The following is an 18,218-nucleotide window of genomic DNA, read 5'->3' as shown; positions in this document are numbered from 1 at the left end:
GCAGCGTCTCGTAGAGAGGGGCGAGGTTTTAAACCTATCTTCGGGGCTATTTTTTCACTACACCCCATACCCCACACCCTACACCCGCCCCGAAGGGTTGATAAATATTGGTCAAAAAAGGATATTAACTATGTACTATTTACTAGCCAAATTAGATGGTGGCGATTTAGCTGATTTAGCAAAAGAAAATTCAGCTTCAGTAGCGAAAGGATTTGACGAATTGTGGGTTAATACTCTTGATGGAGGCGTATACTGGGCAGTTTGTGACGTTGGTGCTTTATTCGCTATAGCAACACTAACTTTCTTTGTCGTTGAATGGACAAAAAAAATGATGGCGGGGGAAGAACAAAGAGCTTATACAGATTTTATTTGGCCGTTAATAGTAATTGTTTTGCTATCTAATAACGGAAAAGTTTTAGGTAATTCAACATTAGGAATTAGGAACTATATTAATAATGTAAACAATATAGTTCTTAGTAAGGCGGCGGCAGGAATTGATCTCAAGAAAGCATACGAAAGTGCATTAGGCACTGAAGCTGCACGTAGCGCTATCGGACTAGCTGTTAGTAAGTGCAAAAATTCATCCTTAAGTCAACAAGAGCAGATCAACTGTTTAACAAAAGCGAAGGAAGATTTAACGAAGACATATCCCGATAAATTTAATAAAAATAATGGGGTATTTTCTTGGTTTATCGATGCGATTGATGGCGCTATCGATTCTTACAAGGACGTAGCTCAAGGAAAAGCTACAGTTACAGATGTAATTATGTCTCCCATTAATGCCTTTGTCGGGTCGGCGATAACAGACGTAATTACTATCATTTTAGTCGGGATGAATGGGGCTTATCAATGGGGAATTGAACTGACTATGCTCGTAACAGCACTGCTGGGGCCTGTAGCTGTTGGTGGTTCTCTGCTACCTTACGGAGCTAAATCAATCTACAGTTGGTTAGTCGGATATTTCAGTATAGGTTTTGGCAAGCTCTGCTTCAATATCATTGTTGGCTTCGCTGGGCAATTAGTCGCTGATTCTAAATCTTATCAGCCAATGTTCTTCCTATTTACAATTGGTATAATTGCGCCATTCTTAGCTACAGGTTTAGCGGCTGGTGGTGGCATTTCTGTTTTAGTTCAAATTAATAAAGCTGCTGAAACTTATAGTTCAATTGCCATTGAGGTTGCTAAAGGTGTTGCTACTAAAGGTGGTAGTTTAGTCGGAAAATTAGCTAAATAAAACGTAAGAATTCAGCACTCAGGATTCAGAAGCCAGAATTTAAAAGCAATGAGTGCATAACTCTTCCATTGATTGAAAAGAATTCACTCTTCTTCTCCAACATTCTGATTCCTGAATTCTGACTCCTGAATTCTGACAATAAAACCTATGCTGAATCAAAAAAGTAAAACTCAACCCAGAGAACCATTGCAACTACTTAGTTACAACAAATACGTGACAACACGAGTAGGAATAATCTCTTTAGTTGGGTTTTCAATGGCGGGATTTTCCCTCTTATTACAATTTCTCAATTATGGGGCAATCAGCATACTAAATCAAAAGCAATTAGCCTTGGTACAATTATCATCAGGTGAGACGATTTCCGCTAGGGCAGTAGACCCAGAGCAACGCTCTGATGAAGTTATTAGAAAGTTTATTTCTGATACCTTCATTAAGATGTTTAATTGGGATGGGATAGTACAAGTTTTCAATGAAAAAGGCGAACCTATTACTAAACAAGATACTGGGGTAGAAGTAGGCAAGATTAATAATAAATCTAATAGTCGAGTCACAAGTAAAGCTTATGATGCTGCCTTTGCTTTGAGTGAAAATGGAGGATTTAGAGCCGCATTTCTGAAAAAATTAGCCTCAATTACTCCCACGGGCATATTCAATGGTGATACGCAAGTATCTTTAATCCCTAGATTTATTTCACAGCCACGGCAACTCAGAGATGGAAAATGGGAAATAGATTTTATTGGGACGCTCGTAACTTTTGAACGTAGTGATAATTCCGGCAAAGGGATTACTTTTAATAAAACCATTACACTTTCATCAATTTCTAATCCAGAGTATATCCCAGCTAATACTAGCGAATTAGCTAAGAAAATCTATACCACCCGGAGAGCCGGATTAGAAATTACCGAAATTGTCGATTTAGATTTGGGCAAAAGAAAATGAGTAAAGAGAATAATAAAAATGGGTCTGTATCGACTTTAGAGGATTTGCTTGAAATAGATGATGTTAATAAAACTAATGGTAAAAAAGCACCAGAACCGGAAAGTTTATTAGTAGCGACTAAGCACACATTTGTCACTTCTCCTTGGTCAAGACTAGCAATAATTGCTGTGCCTTTTGGAGTTGGGTTTTTAGCGATATTTTTGATGCTCAATGGCGTTTTCAATCCCGCACCAGCACCAAAGATTGCTCAAAAGCCAGGGGAAACTATTACTGCTACAGAACAAACACAAGATGATGAGGGGGATGGTGATGCGCGTGCAAAACTTGCTTTGTCGGATCAAGAAGATGAGTTAGGTCGCATTAACAAAAATAAATTTGACCAACCAGCGCCAGTACCAGTTTCAGTAGACCAAAAAGTTGTGCCATCTAACCCACCATCTCCACGACCTGCGCCATATCCGGTTCAAAATACACAATCACGTCGCGTAACTCAGACTGCACCACAACCTAGAAGAACCTACACTCAGCCACCAACACGCACGAGTTTTTCTCCAAGATCCTCTATATCTGCACGGACAGTAACGCCCCTAGATCCTCTTGAACAATTGAACAAACTCCGAGGCATCGGTTCTTACGGCAAAATCGCATACACCGAAATTAGCACCAGCAAACAATCTTCATTAGATCCGGATCTTTCTCAAGCTCAAGCAATTCAAAATCAACCGAATGAACAAACAGATACAAATAATTTTGACCAAACCACGCCGCAAAACTCAAGCGAATCGATTGAAAAGATCCGCCCCAAGTGGCAAGCGACTTCTAAAGTTAACAAGATTACTTTAGTTAACAATTATTTACCTCAAGAAAGCCAAATTCTCCAAGGTAAACAAACTCGTTATTTGACAGTTGGCACTTTTGCTAGTGGTGTGATTGTTACCCCATTAGTTCAAACCACAGTTAATAATTCAGGGCAGACACAGACACAAACACCAACCTCTAATAATATTAAGTCTATTGCTCTCCTGCAAGAGGATTTACGCGATAACTATGGGCAAGTGGCAATCCCTTCGGGAACAATGTTTGCAGTCGAGTTAGCTTCAGTTGATGGCGGCAGTTATGCGATCGCTTCTGTTCGGGGCATCATCAAAGATAATACAGAATATCCGATTTCTGCGGGTGCGATTTCCGTGACAGGAGTTGGTGGTAGACCCCTAATAGCTCGGAGATTCCAAGACAGGGGTGGCGAGATTGCACGAAATGACTTGTTTGGCGGTGCTGTGTCTGCACTCTCGAAGGTTGGGGAGATTATGAACCAACCGGATAGTGAAGAAGAAATTTCTGATGAATCCACAGGTAGAATTCGTAGACGTAGTAGTGGCAATCAGCGCAATCTCACTGGTGCGTTCATGTCAGGGTTTTTTGGTCAAGTTAGTCAAAATCTTAGTCAACGCAATCAACTTGCTACTAAAGAAATTACTTCTCGCCCTAATACTTGGTTTATTCCACAGGGAACCAAAGTAACCTTTAATGTAAATCGCTCTTTGGAGTTGCCATGAAAAGCGTAATTAAGATAGTTACAAGCGGCACTCTAGCGTTGGCTCTGGCGCTGACTCCAATATCCACAATTGCCGCCCCAGTTGTGCGTACCATCTTTCAATCAATGGCTAGTGGGGAGCAGGCCAAACTACAAACTATCAACGTTTGGAATGGTCACGGTGTAGCAATTTCATTTTACGAGATTGGCGAAACTATCAAAAAAGTCTGGTTAGACGACCCATCGCAAATTCTGCTTGACACAGATGGTTGCTTATCGGGACTGGATCAGAATTGCTCTAGCCCCGGTGCAGGGCTGATTCATCTGCGGCGGATCTTGAGAGTAAACATTCCTGGAATACCGCAAACATCTACCACTTTGTTAACAGTAGTTACGCAGTCATCCTCTGGTGAACGCAAGACTTACAGTTTTCGGCTAGCAACAAGTAATGGCACTCCTAAATATAGTCAAGTGGCGATCAAGGCTGATGTGCCACGAGAACAAACAGTCCCGAAGCCTCAATTGCAATCATTAGTTAAAACACAGCAAACAATTAACCAAATTCGAGGCGGGATTGTTATAGCTATTAAAAGTGGATGGATTCTTCAGCAAGATGAACTACACCAGCGCTTGCAAAAGTTAATCGGTTATTTACAAGCAGGTGATGACATTTCTACTGCTGCTAATAAGGCTTATATCTCTCAAGAGTTAGTTAATAAATTAATTGCTTTGAACAAGACTTCTGATAATTGAACACAAGGTAATGGCTTATGAAATCATCTTTTCGCCTCAATGATAACGCCTTACGTTACTTAATCTTTTTTAGTTTAGTAGGTAGCTTATTGATTCATAGTTTCATAAGATATGGGCTATTGAACTCTTTTGTAGGCTTTTTGCTGCCCAAGGCTTCAGCACAAGTACCCGTTATCAATTCTCCTAATGGGTTTACTCCTGATTGGTCGCGTTTGAAATTCAGCGACATGATTATTTCTGTAAGTAGCAGTGTTACCTACCCAGGCACAAGAGGTACAGAAACTAGAACTTGGACGGCAGGACAAAGCATTAGCGAGTTTATGGAACTGGGAGATTTTGAAACACCTCAATTAGCAATAGAAAATTTAAATCTCTCAACCGTAGCTTCAGTACAAGGAATCAATTTAAGTAGGTTAACATTAGATGATTTTCAATTAACAAGATGGCAAACTTTACCATCTTTAACCGAAGCGATTCCTGGCTTAGGTAATAGAAATGTTACAAGTGTTAAACCTGTGAGCGATTTTTTGAGAAGATTTGGAATTACTGGGGGCACAATAGGTAACGCCAGCCGAGATTCTCGTTTACGTGACGTTCCATTAGGAAGAGTAATAAATTTAAAAAATTACTCACTAACATCTATTTCCGACATTGAAAACACATCTATTAATAGATTTGAGAATTGGCAAGACTCCAAAATTAATGGAGTACCTGGACTATCAACTTTGACATGGGATAACCTACCAGGACTGCGAACACTTGACCTTTCATTTGTTGCCAAAGTTGATCTGCCATTGGGAGATATTGAAGCTAACCGTACCCGTTCCATATCTGGTAGCTACCAAGATGGCTTTAATGTTCCCTGTCTACAAAATAATTGCGCTCATACGGAAATGTCAGGCATTGGTAAGACTACTGGAACACAGTGGATATCTGGGAAATTCCAAAAAGTTAATGGTGGATTTGGTATTTTAAAAGCTCTTAATGATGGTAAAGAGCCTACTGGTCGAAACCCCTTTGGCTCCAGCTTTAAGCAAGTTGTTTGGAATATTGATGAAGGCAGTGGAAAGGTGGAGACTACTATGTTTTTCCGCATCTGTAAAACTATACCCTTCATTGGTCGCACTTGCAGTCCATACTTTATAGGGCCTGTACCTTTTATTGAGTACCAGGAGAAAGACCCTATCGTTCTTGGTCAACCAGAATAGGGTGTAGGGTGTAGGGTGTTGGGTGTAGGGAAGACGGTATTGGTGGGGGCAAGTGACCCACTGGTTATTGAGACTAATTCTTCCCCTAGACCCCACACCCCACACCCTGCCCCTTTGGGGCTTGGTCAACCTAATTCTCTACCTTAAATATGAGCAAATCTTTCAAAGTAAATAGCGCTAATCCTCAAGGATTTCGATTTGAGCAATTACAAAATCATAATGACGCAATTGGCAAATACACTCATCATTTATTTACCCCCAATGGGCTAACAGTTTTGTCTTTACTTGGTGCTTATATTTTGATGAGGGTATTTTTTGGTGATGGTAACAAGAAGAAAATTGCTACCTCTTATTGGGGTGGAGCTAAAGAAACTGCAACTGCTCAGAAAAAAGCCATCTTGCAAATCGTCAATCCCCAATGTGATAGTGCGGCACTTTACATTGGTAAGCATCAGGGAAAAGGTGGTGGCACTACTTTCTATATACCTGATGTGCAAAGAGGTACGGCAGTTATCGGCGCTCCCGGTAGTGGAAAAACATTCAGCGCCATTAACCCGATGATTTACTCGGCAATTGATCAGGAATTTCCATGTATAGTTTATGACTTCAAATACCCATCTCAAGCGAAAGTTGCTGCCTATGCTAAATATAAGGGCTATGATGTTCATATCTTTGCACCGGGATTCCCTGAATCTGAAGTCTGCAATCCTTTAGATTTTCTCCGGGATAGTAGTGATGCCGAATCATCCCGACAAATTTCAACCGTCATCAATAAGAATTTTCGACTTTTGGGCAATTCAACTGAAGATGGGTTCTTTGGCCCTTCGGGGGATCAGCTGACTCAGGCAATTCTAATGTTAGCTAAAGAGTTCGGTCAATTCGCAGATGTTATGACTTGCGCCGCGATCCTTTCTAGCGAACAAATGGTCAAACGCCTGATGGCTGCTTCTCTCAATCCTTGGGTGAAAATTGCTTTTGGGCAACTGTTCAGTTCTGCTGCATCTGAAAAAACTGTTGCCGGGATTGTTGCAACTGCCAGTATTATGTTTACGCGATTCATGGCGAAAAACACATTAGGATGCTTCATCGGTAAGACAACTTTACCTTTGGAAATTAAAGGAAAGCAGATGATTATTTTCGGGTTGGACAGAGAACGCCGGGATGCAGTAGGGCCTCTCATGACCAGCATTTTACACATGACCATCGCCCGTAACATTGCCAAAAAGCGACTTGATCCACTCATCGTTGCACTGGATGAATTACCCTCGATTTACTTACCTGACCTGTATAGATGGCTCAACGAATCTCGTTCTGAGGGCTTCTGTGGTATTATCGGCTTCCAAAATATGGGGCAGCTTGAGAAGAACTACGGTAAAGATATCGCTAAGGCTATCCTTGGCGCTTGCAGCACTAAGTTTATATTCAATCCTGGTGAGAACGAGTCGGCGCAATTATTCTCCAACTTCTTGGGTGATGAAGAGATTAAGTACAAGCAAAAAAGCCGTTCTACTGGGGGTAAAAATAATAGCACGAGCATCAGCGACCAAGAGAAAACGAGAAAGCTTTTTGAATCGGCTCAATTTCTGAAGTTAATTGCTGGTAAATGCGTTTTCATTAACCCTACTTATGCTAATAAAAAGGAAGGTTCAGTTCCACTGTTGAAAACTATTAAAATTTCTCAGACTCTCAAAAATATTGAGAAATACAATCAACTTAAATGGGCGAGAATTGTTAGTTTACTAGCTAGAAGAAGTACGCAGAAATTTCCCTCACAGCAAGATTTAGCTTTACGAGTTAAGCAAGTTGAGTTACGCTTTCCCATTCCCCAAAATCCTCAAGCTGTTTCTAGTAATCCCGGTCTGACATCAAAAAATGTTGGCAGTATGGTTAATCAAGACCAAGTTCCTTCTGATATCGGGTTTTAATATTATGAAAATGACTATTGAGGAATTGAAGATTGATAATTTTGAATTAATTAAAACTTTATCTCAACAGTATATTCTCGCTAATGGTAGTTTCATTGACATTAATCTGACTCCAACTCAAATCATTGATGATTTTAATACTTTGTCTGGAACTAGACCAAGACTTAAAAGTTTGGGAATATATATTGTTATTAGTTTAAAAAATATTTATATTAACCTAAATCAACAACTATGTATTCAAATTGTTAATCAATATATTCACGGTATTGGCTGGCATGATTTGCAGTACATTTGTTTTTTTGATATTAATCCAAGTAATGTTTACATTCATATTGTTTTTAATCGGGTTACTCCAAAAGGTAAGCTCATTGATATCAAATACTTGGGGGCTAACTGGCAACAATATGAGGTTTTACGTCAATCTTGTTCTCGGATATTAGAAAACCCTGCTAATAATAAATATTTGCAGATCCGCTGCAACTGTTGCTCTTAAACAAGAGTACAGCACAAGGCACAGTATATAAATAACTAACAAAAAATATGTTTGATGAACGACATTTGCAACTCACTTCTGCTTACGCTAGAGCTAGTCAGCATTTTATTAGAGCTTTTATTTATCCTTTAGGAGAGTTTATTTATAAATCAATCGAATCAGCTATTGATCTAAAATGTCGAATCGAAATAGGAGAAGAAACTTATTTTCTTACTCCTGACGAGGATGGTGGGTGGAAATGGTCTAAAAATAACTTTGAAGGTGTAACAGATGAGTCAATAGAACAAGTAGAAGAGATGATGGCATATTTATTGCCTAAACTTCTCCCCGGTAGTAATGATATAACACCATCTAATTTCCCTCCAGATCCTGATTTACCTCCAGTTTTACCCAACCCGAATTTTCCCAAAAACCTTCCTCCTTCGGGTACAGTTGTTGACTTTTTAAATATACAAGTTGAAAGCAATAACACTCTGGAATATCAATATTTTACAAACAGAAATGATTACGTCACGGATGCAAGTGAAATCAAAGATATGTCATTTGTGGGGATTGTAGATAATTCCTCCATTTTAGAAGAAGATGTTGTGCAAACGAATGACATTCGTGAAGACTATGAGCAGAGTGAAGTGATTAATTCTCATGAAATTGGCGATAAGCATTTAACAGTAGAGTTGATTAGCGACCAGAAAATCCCAATCAGTAGTGAAAAACTTAACCCACAAAATACTCAACATATCCCTCATCACCCAGAACATATTGATCCGCAACATTGGCACGAACTCGTAGTAGGCAGCGCGATCGCACCAGATATTGCACATCTCAACTTCTCTAGTCTTCATTTTAGCTATGTCGGTGGCGAACATGAAGCTTGGGAACGACTCATGATCAGCGACAAACTCTCACGTACAAATACAGGTAGCCTCTCTATTAGGCTTTTAGAACTCTATTCCCACCTAGATGCAGGTGGCTGGTGGTGTAATTCAGGAGTAGATCCGCGCACATTTGCTAATCTTACCCCTGGTGAGCAACCTCAAGTTAAAGAATGGGGATGCTATAAGCCAAACCGCCCCAGACCCAAAACCGTAAAAAAAGATGGGTTCACTGTTGCGGTTGAAGGCAAATTCATTAAATATGAGCATCCACCATCGGTAGAATTGAGTATTTTCCTGCTAGATGTCCCAGGCGTAATTGCCCAAAATATTTACTCAAAAGCTGGAGTAAACCCCAGCGATAGCGATCGCAGCAGTGGTTTTTGGTATTGTGTGTGCAAACACAATATCCCACTTGTCATTACAGAGGGTGCGAAGAAGGCGGCTAGTCTACTATCGCATGGTCACGCAGCCATCGGACTACCGGGAATTTCCTCCGGCTATCGCTCACCTAAAAACGAGTGGGGCAAGAAAATTGGTGATTCCTATCTGGCTGATGAGTTAGCTGTTTTCGCAACTTCGAGTAGAGAAATCAAAATCTGCTTTGATTATGAAACTAAGCCTGAAACTAAGCTCAATATCCAAAGAGATATTTGGAAAACAGGAAGCTTATTACAAGAATTTGGTGCTGTCGTTAAAGTAGTAACGCTGCCAGGGCCAGATAAGGGTGTAGATGATTTTATAGTCACGCAGGGAGGAGAAAGTTTTGAAAAGCTATCTGCCGGGGCTATAGCTCTAGAAGAATGGCATCAAAATCAACTTGATAGCTTACGTTTTACTATCAAGCTCAAAGATGGCACAGTCAAAACAATTGATGAGGAGGCAGGAGGCAGGAGGCAGGAGGCAGAAGGGAAGAATTTGGTGGGGGATTTAGACCCCCACTTTAGGAGTGCCACTGAATCAGAGATAACAGTTAGGGACTCAAACCCAAGCTCACTCCGGTCGCGGCAGGAGGCAGAAAGCAGTTTTCCTTCTGCCGACGCTCGCGGACTCGCTAACGCTGCGCTATCCTGCCCTCTGCCTCCTGCCTCCCTTGTTGATCAACAAAAAGGAGATTCTACTGTGACAGATGCTCCCGAATTAGAACCAAACATGAATGTATTTCACAAGAATCGTCGTCAACCATTTATTGACCCTGGTTCACAGATTATAGATATAAAAGTTATTGATTCAGACATTATTCATTTAGATGTTGCTCTTGAGCCAGCCCAGCCAACTGAAACTCCTGTAATTCCACAAAACACAAAAAGCATTACTTCCTGGGCTAAAAAAGAAAATGTTACAGTTTATGAGCCTAATTTTTTTAGAAAGCGCCTAGAAGCTAGCGAGAATAAACAAATAGCTTTTGCTGCTTATACTTTGTTAAAAAAATATGGTGTTGAGGCGAAAGATGAACAACAGCAGACCAGTGGCAAAATCTACCATGCTGATGCTTTTGTAATCAAGAATCATGGTGCTGATAAATACAGTATCTATCGTCGTCATGATGATGTAGAGTTAATGACTTTTCAAGCTGATAAATGGGGACACGTAGGCAATATTAAACTTTCCTACACAGAAATAGAGTCTGAACAAAAAATTTGGAGAGAAAAACAAAGTAAAGAAGGCAGGAGGCAGAAGGCAGAAGGCAGAAGGGAAGAAATTGACCCTAACTCTAACCCCGCTCAATTCTTGTCCACCAAACCAGAGATTAGGGTGGGGGACTCAGACCCATGTTCCCTCTGGTCACGGGCAGAGAGCGAAAACAGTATTCCTTCTGCCTCCTGCCCTCTGCCCTCTGCCTTTCTTGTTAACATTCTGCCTATTGAAAGGCAGGAGTTTTTGTTAGTGGCTGACTACCTGAAAGCTGGTAAAGAATTGCCCTCTGTTGATGAAGACCCTCGCAAAATAGCCTCTGTCGTTGGTTCAGTCTCTCCTAAAGGCACACACAATATTTTAGAAAGTTTCAAAGAAAACGAGGTATTAAAAATTCTCACACAAAGTATTACTAGCTTCGAGAAAGACGATTTAACCTTGGGCAATTACCGGATTCTTTTTCGGCAAACCAGTGACAATACATCTACTCTGCAATTACTCAAAACTGAACACAATGGTACAAATCGGGAAGCTGTTCGCTTTCAGTTTGAGAAAACTGACACTGGTATGACTCATCAAGTCCAAGCTTTGGCTATCACTGAAGCTGATTTGGAGAAGTTAAGACTGTTGGCTCAAAAACTGCATATTAATTACAAAGCATTATTTGGCAACCCGACAGATACCCGTGACATTGATTTGCCTGTTCATCCCGAAATTACCCGTAATTTAGACGAGGAGCAATCATATCAATCTACTCAATCTACGCCTAACGTACCAGATCGCAAGACACAATCAAACCCACAAGGAGCAAGCTCTAATTCTCCAAAACAAGACAACGCTGTGCTACCACTACATCCAGTTTTGAAACAATATTGGGAGCAGTTAGAAAAAGATGGTTCAAGTCATGAGACTGTAGCGCAAGGACATTTAGAATTTCAATCTAAAATTCAGCAAACTGGAAAATTAACTGTTGGTGAACAGCGTGAACTCTACCAGCAGATTCAAAATCTTGCCTGGAGCGAGATAAATCACTTTCGGCGTACTGATATTGTACTTCCACCATTAGCTCACATTGTTAATGATTTGCGATCGCAGGTTCAAAAAGAAGCACAGCCACAGTTTTCTTCTGACCCAAAGCGTGATACACCCGTGTCTCTCCATCCTGACATCGCCTCTCATTGGCACGATTTAGAAACGAATAAAACTTGGTCTAGTGTTGCCAATCAGTACAACAACCCTTTACGGGAAAAACTTGTCACTACTGGCAAGCTGACTATTGGAGAGCAACGTGAACTTTACCAGAAAATTCTCCTTCAAAGTCAATTCGAGCAGCAGAACATTGGGCAAACGAACATCTCACTTCCTCCTTTGAGTGATATTATTCAGGATTTGCTCAATACTCGTAGCCAGATTATTAACAATACTTATACGCCCAAGGTTGAAGTACATTCCCAAAAAGCTCACACTCCACAACGACCTACTACTAATTCACAGGAATTAGAATTGTAATACTTATGCAATCTAGCTCAGTAGCCGAAACCATCACTATCATCAACCGCAACAGTGGCTTTTCTGACAACCAATTGGCCTACAGACTGGCGCTGATGATGGAGAAACACCCACCTTCACCGTCAATAACCCCCGCACTAGACCCCACACAGCGCGAAAATATTATTGGTGAGGTGAGAAATACTTTATCTGTGTCCCGAAATGCTCAAAGTACTGAAGATTACAGGCAATCCCTTAAGGAAAAATACTACCAAGAGTACGCCCAAAAATTTGGTTTAAATAAATCTGAGGAAACACCTGATACAGATAACTCAACAAGAGTTGAAGATTTAATCAATGAAAAGAAAAAGACATTCTTACAGCAGATATTAGAAACTAAAGGGCGCAAACTGCCTTTTGTTGACAGTCAACAGTCAAAATCGGTTGAAACTGAAAATAATCAGGTTATTAAAAAGTCTCTTATTCCTGCACTAATGAATATTATCGTTACAAAGGGACAAGATACTATTGGCGGTCGAGTCTATGAAGGTATGGCTTATCAATTAAATTTGTTGATGAGAGAAGGTATGCAGCGTCTGACTGTTTGGCGCAAAAGTGATAATCAAAGTGCTTTTAGTGCTTATAAAGTAGATGATAAGGAAGAATACAAGGTAATACACAATCACCTTTCACCACAAGAAACACAAAAGCTGATCAACTTTGATATAAGAGTGCAACAGCAACAGCAACAGCGACCGCCACAGCAACAACAAAACGAGCGTTCTCCTGACGGCCCAGAGTTAGACTAAGTAAAATATCCGACAAACAACCCAAGAATATACGCACTTACTAAGACATATCGCTTAGTCACCCGCTCGAATTGTGACCAGGGTGAGATGATGACAGCTAATACTATGTAAAACAATGCTTGTAGAAAATCGTTGTATCCCAGTTTGATAATTGCCGCTATCATCAAAGCCACAAAAATTAGAAATTCCACTCCTGTTTCGATCCTGTCCCAAAGTTTCACATCATATAGGTAACGCATCTTGTAACCTCTTTTAGAAGTCGGAAGTCGGAAGTCAGAAGTCGGAAGTCAGAAATTAAACTCAAAACTTCCGACTTTCGATCTCACACTTCATACTTCTTCTTGTCTCACCATAATTCTGATCTTTCTCCATGATTAAAATTAGGAGCTTCAAACCTTTTTAAACTCAAAACTTCCGACTTCCGAACTCCGACTTCCGACTTGTTTTGGTGACGAATGGCAACATCCTACCATCAACCCCATAGATCCCGTCATCTTTGTAAGGAAATATAATGGTGAATTTAGTTCCTTGTCTAACTACCGAGTTTACGCTTATCGTCAAACCATGAGCATGAGCCACACATAAGGCGATGTACAGTCCTAATCCCATCCCTGATTGATGTAATAAATTGCTATTTGGCGCTCGCCATAATGGGATAAATATATTTGATAGTTGTTCTGCGGCAATTCCACAGCCAGTATCTTCAATCTCAATAATTAAATCATTTTCTTGATTGAGCAGCCTTAAAAAGATATCTCCGGCAAGAGTGTACTTAATAGCATTTGTCACCAGATTACACAGCATTCTGTCAATACTTATGCTGTCACCTCGTACTTGCGTTCCATGCTTGTATGATGATTGAGTTTCATAGTGGAGATTCAAGGAATGATACTGCGCTATTGGTTTGAATCGAGAATAATTATTTTGTAAAAAACTTAACATATCAAACGGCTGCGCTGTCACTGGATTTAGTTCAAAAAAAGCAGTTCTTTTAGATTGAATCAAACTCACCCCTCGCTCATGCGTTTGTTGTAAAGCTATCAGCAACGGTTTAATCTCTTCTAAAGACTGTCCATAAGCACCATCAATTATCTGATTCAAAACTAACGATGCTCCTTGATAGTTATTTGAAACATCGTGTAACAAACCTAATATGCTTAAAACTTCTTGTTGCATAACTATGTTTCCAATGACAGATGGTGATTTTGGCTACTTTTATCAATAAGTGCTAATTATGTCTACAAGATTTGAGAATACTTTTATTTTAGTTATAAAAAGAAATTATCCAATCCAACTTTAGTACTAAAGTTTATTTCATTTATCTGGAAAGATTTTTGATTACTTTTATTTTATATTACAGACATGAAAAGTAAAAGGCTTAACACCAACAACTATGCTATAAATATTGAGTCATCTTATAATCGAAGTGATCTATGATTCGATTAACGCTCATTGAGGATGAAGAACTCATTAGGTTGGGGATCACTACTGCTATCAATCAACAACCAGATATGGAAATGGTCGGCGTTGCTCGTACTGGTATTGAAGGGATTAATTTAGTTAAGGAATTAAATCCCGATGTGATTTTGGTGGATATTGGTTTACCCGACATATCGGGGCTAGAAGTGATCAAAGAGGTCAAAGTCAATAGCAAGACTAAAATTGTTGTCCTTTCTTCCCATTCTTCTCAAGGCACTGTTCAATCAGCTTTAAATGCCGGCGCTGATTCTTACATTCTCAAAAAGAATAATGTTCCTCTGATTTTAGAAGCAATTAAAACCACATTCTACGATAACAAGTCTTTTTTTGACCCTGATATTAGCCGAAATAATTTCTTCTTCCAGCAGAAAATTAAGGGTAAGACTTACCAAGATCATCTTAGTGCCACTGAAATGCAAATTATCTCTTTGATGGCAGATGGTTCTTCTAATAAGCTGATTGCCGAGCGGTTATTTATTACTGAAAGTACCGTTAAAGGCCATATTAACAAGATTTTTGCGAAGTTAGATGTCAAGGATCGCGTCAATGCTCTGATTGAAGCTAGTAAACTTGGATACATCGAACAAGATTACCTGAAGGTAGGTTAGCTACTTACTTACCTACTTGAATTAAACAATAGCCCTGGGTTTTACTCTGCTGTGTTTGACAGGCTTCAATTGCTGCTTGATTCTTCAAGATTATTTGATACATTTGCTTACCCTCTTGGGATTTTGCCCATTGGAGAATCTTTATCTCGTTACGTGAGACTACTACTGACTGATTCGTTCCTATATTTTGTACCAGATTCCATGTGGTCAGCGAACCCAGCAAGGTACTGCCAGCCGCGACTAATCCACACACAAGAGATACTGTCCCCAATCCCCAGCCTGCCTGCACTTTCATGCCTGTGCCGGTGGGCTTGCTTTTTTTGATCTCATCACGTACAGCATTTGACACAACTGTATAATGCATTGACTCGGCTTGTTTGCTTGTTTTCTCCAGTTTTTGGTCTATCAGTGCCGCCCATGCTTCTATCATTGCCTCCATTCTTGCCTGGAGGTCTATGATCGTTTCTTCATATCTGCCTAGTGTCGCCATCATCCTAAAAACTGGATCATCTGGTGTAATTCCTAGTTGATATGCCCCTTCAACTATGCGTTTTTGTTCTGATGGGGAGTAGCCTTGTAATGTGTCTTGTAGTGTCATAAGGTAGGGTGTAGGGGGTTGGGTGTAGGGTGTAGGGAAAATTAGTGGGGGAATGGCACGCTTGTTAAGCGTAAATCCCTGGTATTACTGGATGAAAGGGTGTGGGGTTGCAGGTATTGGGGAATCAAGAAAATATTCAACTCCTTGACGCAACTAAAATTTAATTATCTTAAACACTACACCCCACACCCTATACCCTACACCCTAATTTTGGTCATCAATCAAGCCCTAGATATTTAATAGCCAAATTGTTATTCATCACTGAATGATGAAACTTTTTAATCCACTGAAAAATGAAGCTTCTCCAAAATAAAATTATTGAGAAATCCTGGCAAACTTGTGAATATGGTTTATCAGCCTTTTCCATTGCTTGATAATGATTCCGATGTAGAGCCATTAATTCTACTTCTGTCCCTCCTATAATTAACAGCTTTTTCCGCATCTTCTCCTCATATTCTCTAAACTCTGGCGCAAAATGGTAATTTTTCACTACCACGTAGTTAGCGTTAGTGGTCGCGTTCTGGATGATTGCATTTAAGTAATATATACAGTCTTCCCTGTGAGAAATAGGTTGAAGAAATGTTAAATTCCAACCAAATTTTACTACAACCTCAAATAAGCTAGCACTCTCGATATATTGAATTACTTTTTCAATATCTTGTCCGGGCATATCAACAATCATCACATCTAAGTCATGATGATTTAAGTCATCTGCTATTGCATCAGCATCGTCATTTGATAAATTAAACTTCTTAATGGTTGCTATATGTTCATAAGCTTGAAATACAGGGAATGATTCTTGGTTATAAACCTTTATCCGTTTTCCTTGTTGGGCGAACATTTCTAGCAATAGCTTGATAACTGTAGACTTACCCACCCGCGCATCTCCTACAGTTATAATCATTCTTTTTGACATCTTTATTCCTATTCAGATAAAATCTTCTCTATGCCAAATAAATCTTTTTTTGGCTTTATTTGCCCTTTAAAATTGTTCAGCCAGCTTAAGACTCTACCAAATACAGATGGATATTCATCTTGTTCAAGTCCTTGTCTAAATGTCAAATTTTCCACATCTAAATAATCGTAGGATTTTTTCGCTAGTTTTGGCATATTTATACTTGTGAAATCATGCCCTGTTGCTTTTACTTGCTGTTCAATTACTTTTATTTCTTCGGAACTATTATAAAAAGTAAACTGTTCTGTCTCTCCATAAAACAAGTTTTTTACTATTACATAATCAACCCGATCGCCGCAGAAACTATATAGTTCTAGTAGTTGAGTTATACAATCAATTATTGTACTAATAACTATTACTATAGTTACCTGCATCTTACATTTATTATTTACTACATCTAAAAACCCCATCTCGGTTATTAAAATTTTTAAAGTTGGCAGAAATTGTGATGGCGTTTCTAGTAGTATCAAAGATTGTGAATCTCGATATTTCCCAGATTCTTTTGATTTGGGATAGACTAATTCTTTTAAATTATCTACAAATTCGTCTAATTTATCTGAATTAGATATATCTAAACGTTGAATATTTGCAGTTTTTTCATAAAATCTGATCAAGTGTGGATTAGAATTATCCGCGTCTAACCCAACAAATTTTACTGCATTATCTATGTAAGTTTGCGCTAAACCCCTGGCAAACGTTGACTTACCAACACCTCCTTTATCTCCTGTCACCATTACTAATTTTCTTAGCTTTTCTGGATTAGTTTTATTGTTGGTATTCTTATTATTCTTTTTGGATACTGGATTATTAGACTGTGTATTACCAGTGTTTTCTTTTGTCACGTTATTGAGTGCTAGACTGTCGGTATCTGTATTAATAATGTTCTGTTCTGCCACATTGTTGGGTGGTATATTGTCGGGCACTGGGCTGTCGGGATCTATATTACTAGTGTCTTTTTCTATCGCATTGTTGGGTGCTATATTGTTAAACTGTGTATTAGTAAAGGGTTGATCTGCCAGATTGTTGCTAGTATTTTGGTTATTATCGTTGGCTATCTTAATAGTCATCATTCTTCTTCCTTTTGATATTGACCGAGAAGATTGGAGATTGAATAGGGCAGATTGGAGATTGAATGTTTTTGGTACAAGCCCAGCAATAAAGTGGGCAGAATAAATCTAAAAGACGCTCCTACGTCGCTTTCCGTGTCGCTATCGTCAATTCTCTTATCTACAAGACGCTACGCACAGTCGCTCTAAGCGAAGCCATGCCGCAGGCTTTACGCTACGCTATCGGCAATTTGCAATTTTTTTACAGATACTGTTTTTGAAATATCGGTCGGATTGTAATTCGTACCCAATGCACAAATTTATTAATCAAGTCAGCTTTGACAATCGTCTTCAAGGTATTGATGGCTGTAAAATTTAAAGTTTTTATTTTTACTACCTCTTCTTCAATAACTACATAACGTTCTTGACTGTGAATATTCATCAGTACTATTTTTTCGTTATTTAATTCTGCTGCAACGACGTTGAACACATCTTCGGCAAATATCTCTAACCCTAGTGGGGTAGAGATTACTCGCACCGTGTTACCCAAAGGATGATCAAATTCCCAATATGTCCATACTCTTCCCATAAATAGATTGCCATATTTGATTCAACACACGAAGCTATTTAGGTACTGTTTTT

General features: G+C 39.4%; 16 protein-coding genes. 10 read left to right on the top strand and 6 right to left on the bottom strand.

The genetic code is table 11. The features are described 5' to 3' along the window. Positions 1–130: 130 nt before the first annotated feature. From RMY64_RS11260 to RMY64_RS11220, 9 genes are all read left to right on the top strand, one after another. Positions 131–1,234, top strand: coding sequence for a hypothetical protein (locus tag RMY64_RS11260; RefSeq protein WP_322700072.1), 1,104 nt, complete (start codon positions 131–133; stop codon positions 1,232–1,234). Positions 1,235–1,381: 147 nt separating this feature from the next. Then, entirely contained in the window at positions 1,382–2,173 is a 792-nt protein-coding gene (locus RMY64_RS11255) for a hypothetical protein (RefSeq protein ID WP_322700071.1), read from the top strand. Next, entirely contained in the window at positions 2,170–3,729 is a 1,560-nt protein-coding gene (locus RMY64_RS11250) for a TrbI/VirB10 family protein (protein ID WP_322700070.1), read from the top strand. Before RMY64_RS11255 ends, RMY64_RS11250 begins: the two co-directional genes overlap by 4 nt. Beyond that, positions 3,726–4,460, top strand: coding sequence for a hypothetical protein (locus tag RMY64_RS11245; RefSeq protein ID WP_322700069.1), 735 nt, complete (start codon positions 3,726–3,728; stop codon positions 4,458–4,460). Before RMY64_RS11250 ends, RMY64_RS11245 begins: the two co-directional genes overlap by 4 nt. A 17-nt stretch (positions 4,461–4,477) precedes the next feature. Next, positions 4,478–5,668 (top strand): hypothetical protein, encoded by a 1,191-nt coding sequence (locus tag RMY64_RS11240; RefSeq protein ID WP_322700068.1) that lies wholly within the window; start codon positions 4,478–4,480, stop codon positions 5,666–5,668. A 149-nt stretch (positions 5,669–5,817) separates the two neighbouring features. Further along, positions 5,818–7,593 carry a type IV secretory system conjugative DNA transfer family protein gene (locus RMY64_RS11235; RefSeq protein ID WP_322700067.1) on the top strand — a complete coding sequence of 592 codons (1,776 nt, stop codon included), beginning with the start codon at positions 5,818–5,820 and terminating at the stop codon, positions 7,591–7,593. Between the two features lie 4 nt (positions 7,594–7,597). Then, positions 7,598–8,086: a relaxase/mobilization nuclease domain-containing protein gene (locus RMY64_RS11230; protein ID WP_322700066.1), complete on the top strand. Its 489-nt coding sequence runs from the start codon at positions 7,598–7,600 to the stop codon at positions 8,084–8,086. Between the two features lie 47 nt (positions 8,087–8,133). Further along, positions 8,134–12,102, top strand: coding sequence for a DUF3854 domain-containing protein (locus RMY64_RS11225; protein WP_322700065.1), 3,969 nt, complete (start codon positions 8,134–8,136; stop codon positions 12,100–12,102). 5 nt (positions 12,103–12,107) lie between these two features. Next, positions 12,108–12,890 (top strand): hypothetical protein, encoded by a 783-nt coding sequence (locus RMY64_RS11220; RefSeq protein WP_322700064.1) that lies wholly within the window; start codon positions 12,108–12,110, stop codon positions 12,888–12,890. Here the strand turns inward: RMY64_RS11220 and RMY64_RS11215 are convergent. Together RMY64_RS11215 and RMY64_RS11210 are read right to left on the bottom strand one after the other, a co-directional pair. Further along, a complete protein-coding gene (locus RMY64_RS11215; RefSeq protein ID WP_322700063.1) occupies positions 12,887–13,129 on the bottom strand; it encodes a hypothetical protein in 243 nt (80 codons plus the stop codon). The genes RMY64_RS11220 and RMY64_RS11215 overlap by 4 nt on opposite strands. Positions 13,130–13,295: 166 nt before the next feature. Next, complete coding sequence (locus tag RMY64_RS11210) at positions 13,296–14,066, bottom strand: sensor histidine kinase (RefSeq protein ID WP_322700062.1); 771 nt, start codon at positions 14,064–14,066, stop codon at positions 13,296–13,298. 257 nt (positions 14,067–14,323) lie between these two features. Between RMY64_RS11210 and RMY64_RS11205 the strand changes: the two genes are divergently transcribed. Then, on the top strand, positions 14,324–14,977 hold the full coding sequence (locus tag RMY64_RS11205) for a response regulator transcription factor (RefSeq protein WP_322700061.1): 654 nt from the start codon (positions 14,324–14,326) through the stop codon (positions 14,975–14,977). A gap of 4 nt (positions 14,978–14,981) precedes the next feature. On the opposite strand, the gene RMY64_RS11200 is transcribed toward RMY64_RS11205, so the two are convergent. From RMY64_RS11200 to RMY64_RS11185, 4 genes are all read right to left on the bottom strand, one after another. Further along, entirely contained in the window at positions 14,982–15,575 is a 594-nt protein-coding gene (locus tag RMY64_RS11200; protein ID WP_190936547.1) for a DUF6753 family protein, read from the bottom strand. Positions 15,576–15,792: 217 nt separating this feature from the next. After that, a complete protein-coding gene (locus RMY64_RS11195; RefSeq protein ID WP_322700060.1) occupies positions 15,793–16,491 on the bottom strand; it encodes a hypothetical protein in 699 nt (232 codons plus the stop codon). Between the two features lie 8 nt (positions 16,492–16,499). After that, positions 16,500–17,600: a hypothetical protein gene (locus RMY64_RS11190; RefSeq protein WP_322700059.1), complete on the bottom strand. Its 1,101-nt coding sequence runs from the start codon at positions 17,598–17,600 to the stop codon at positions 16,500–16,502. Between the two features lie 238 nt (positions 17,601–17,838). Further along, positions 17,839–18,165, bottom strand: coding sequence for a hypothetical protein (locus tag RMY64_RS11185; protein ID WP_322700058.1), 327 nt, complete (start codon positions 18,163–18,165; stop codon positions 17,839–17,841). Between the last annotated feature and the right edge of the window lie 53 nt (positions 18,166–18,218).

The organism is Nostoc sp. DedQUE08 (assembly GCF_034530895.1).
Classification (GTDB): Bacteria; Cyanobacteriota; Cyanobacteriia; order Cyanobacteriales; family Nostocaceae; genus Nostoc.
This window is presented reverse-complemented; position numbering and strand designations above follow the sequence as displayed.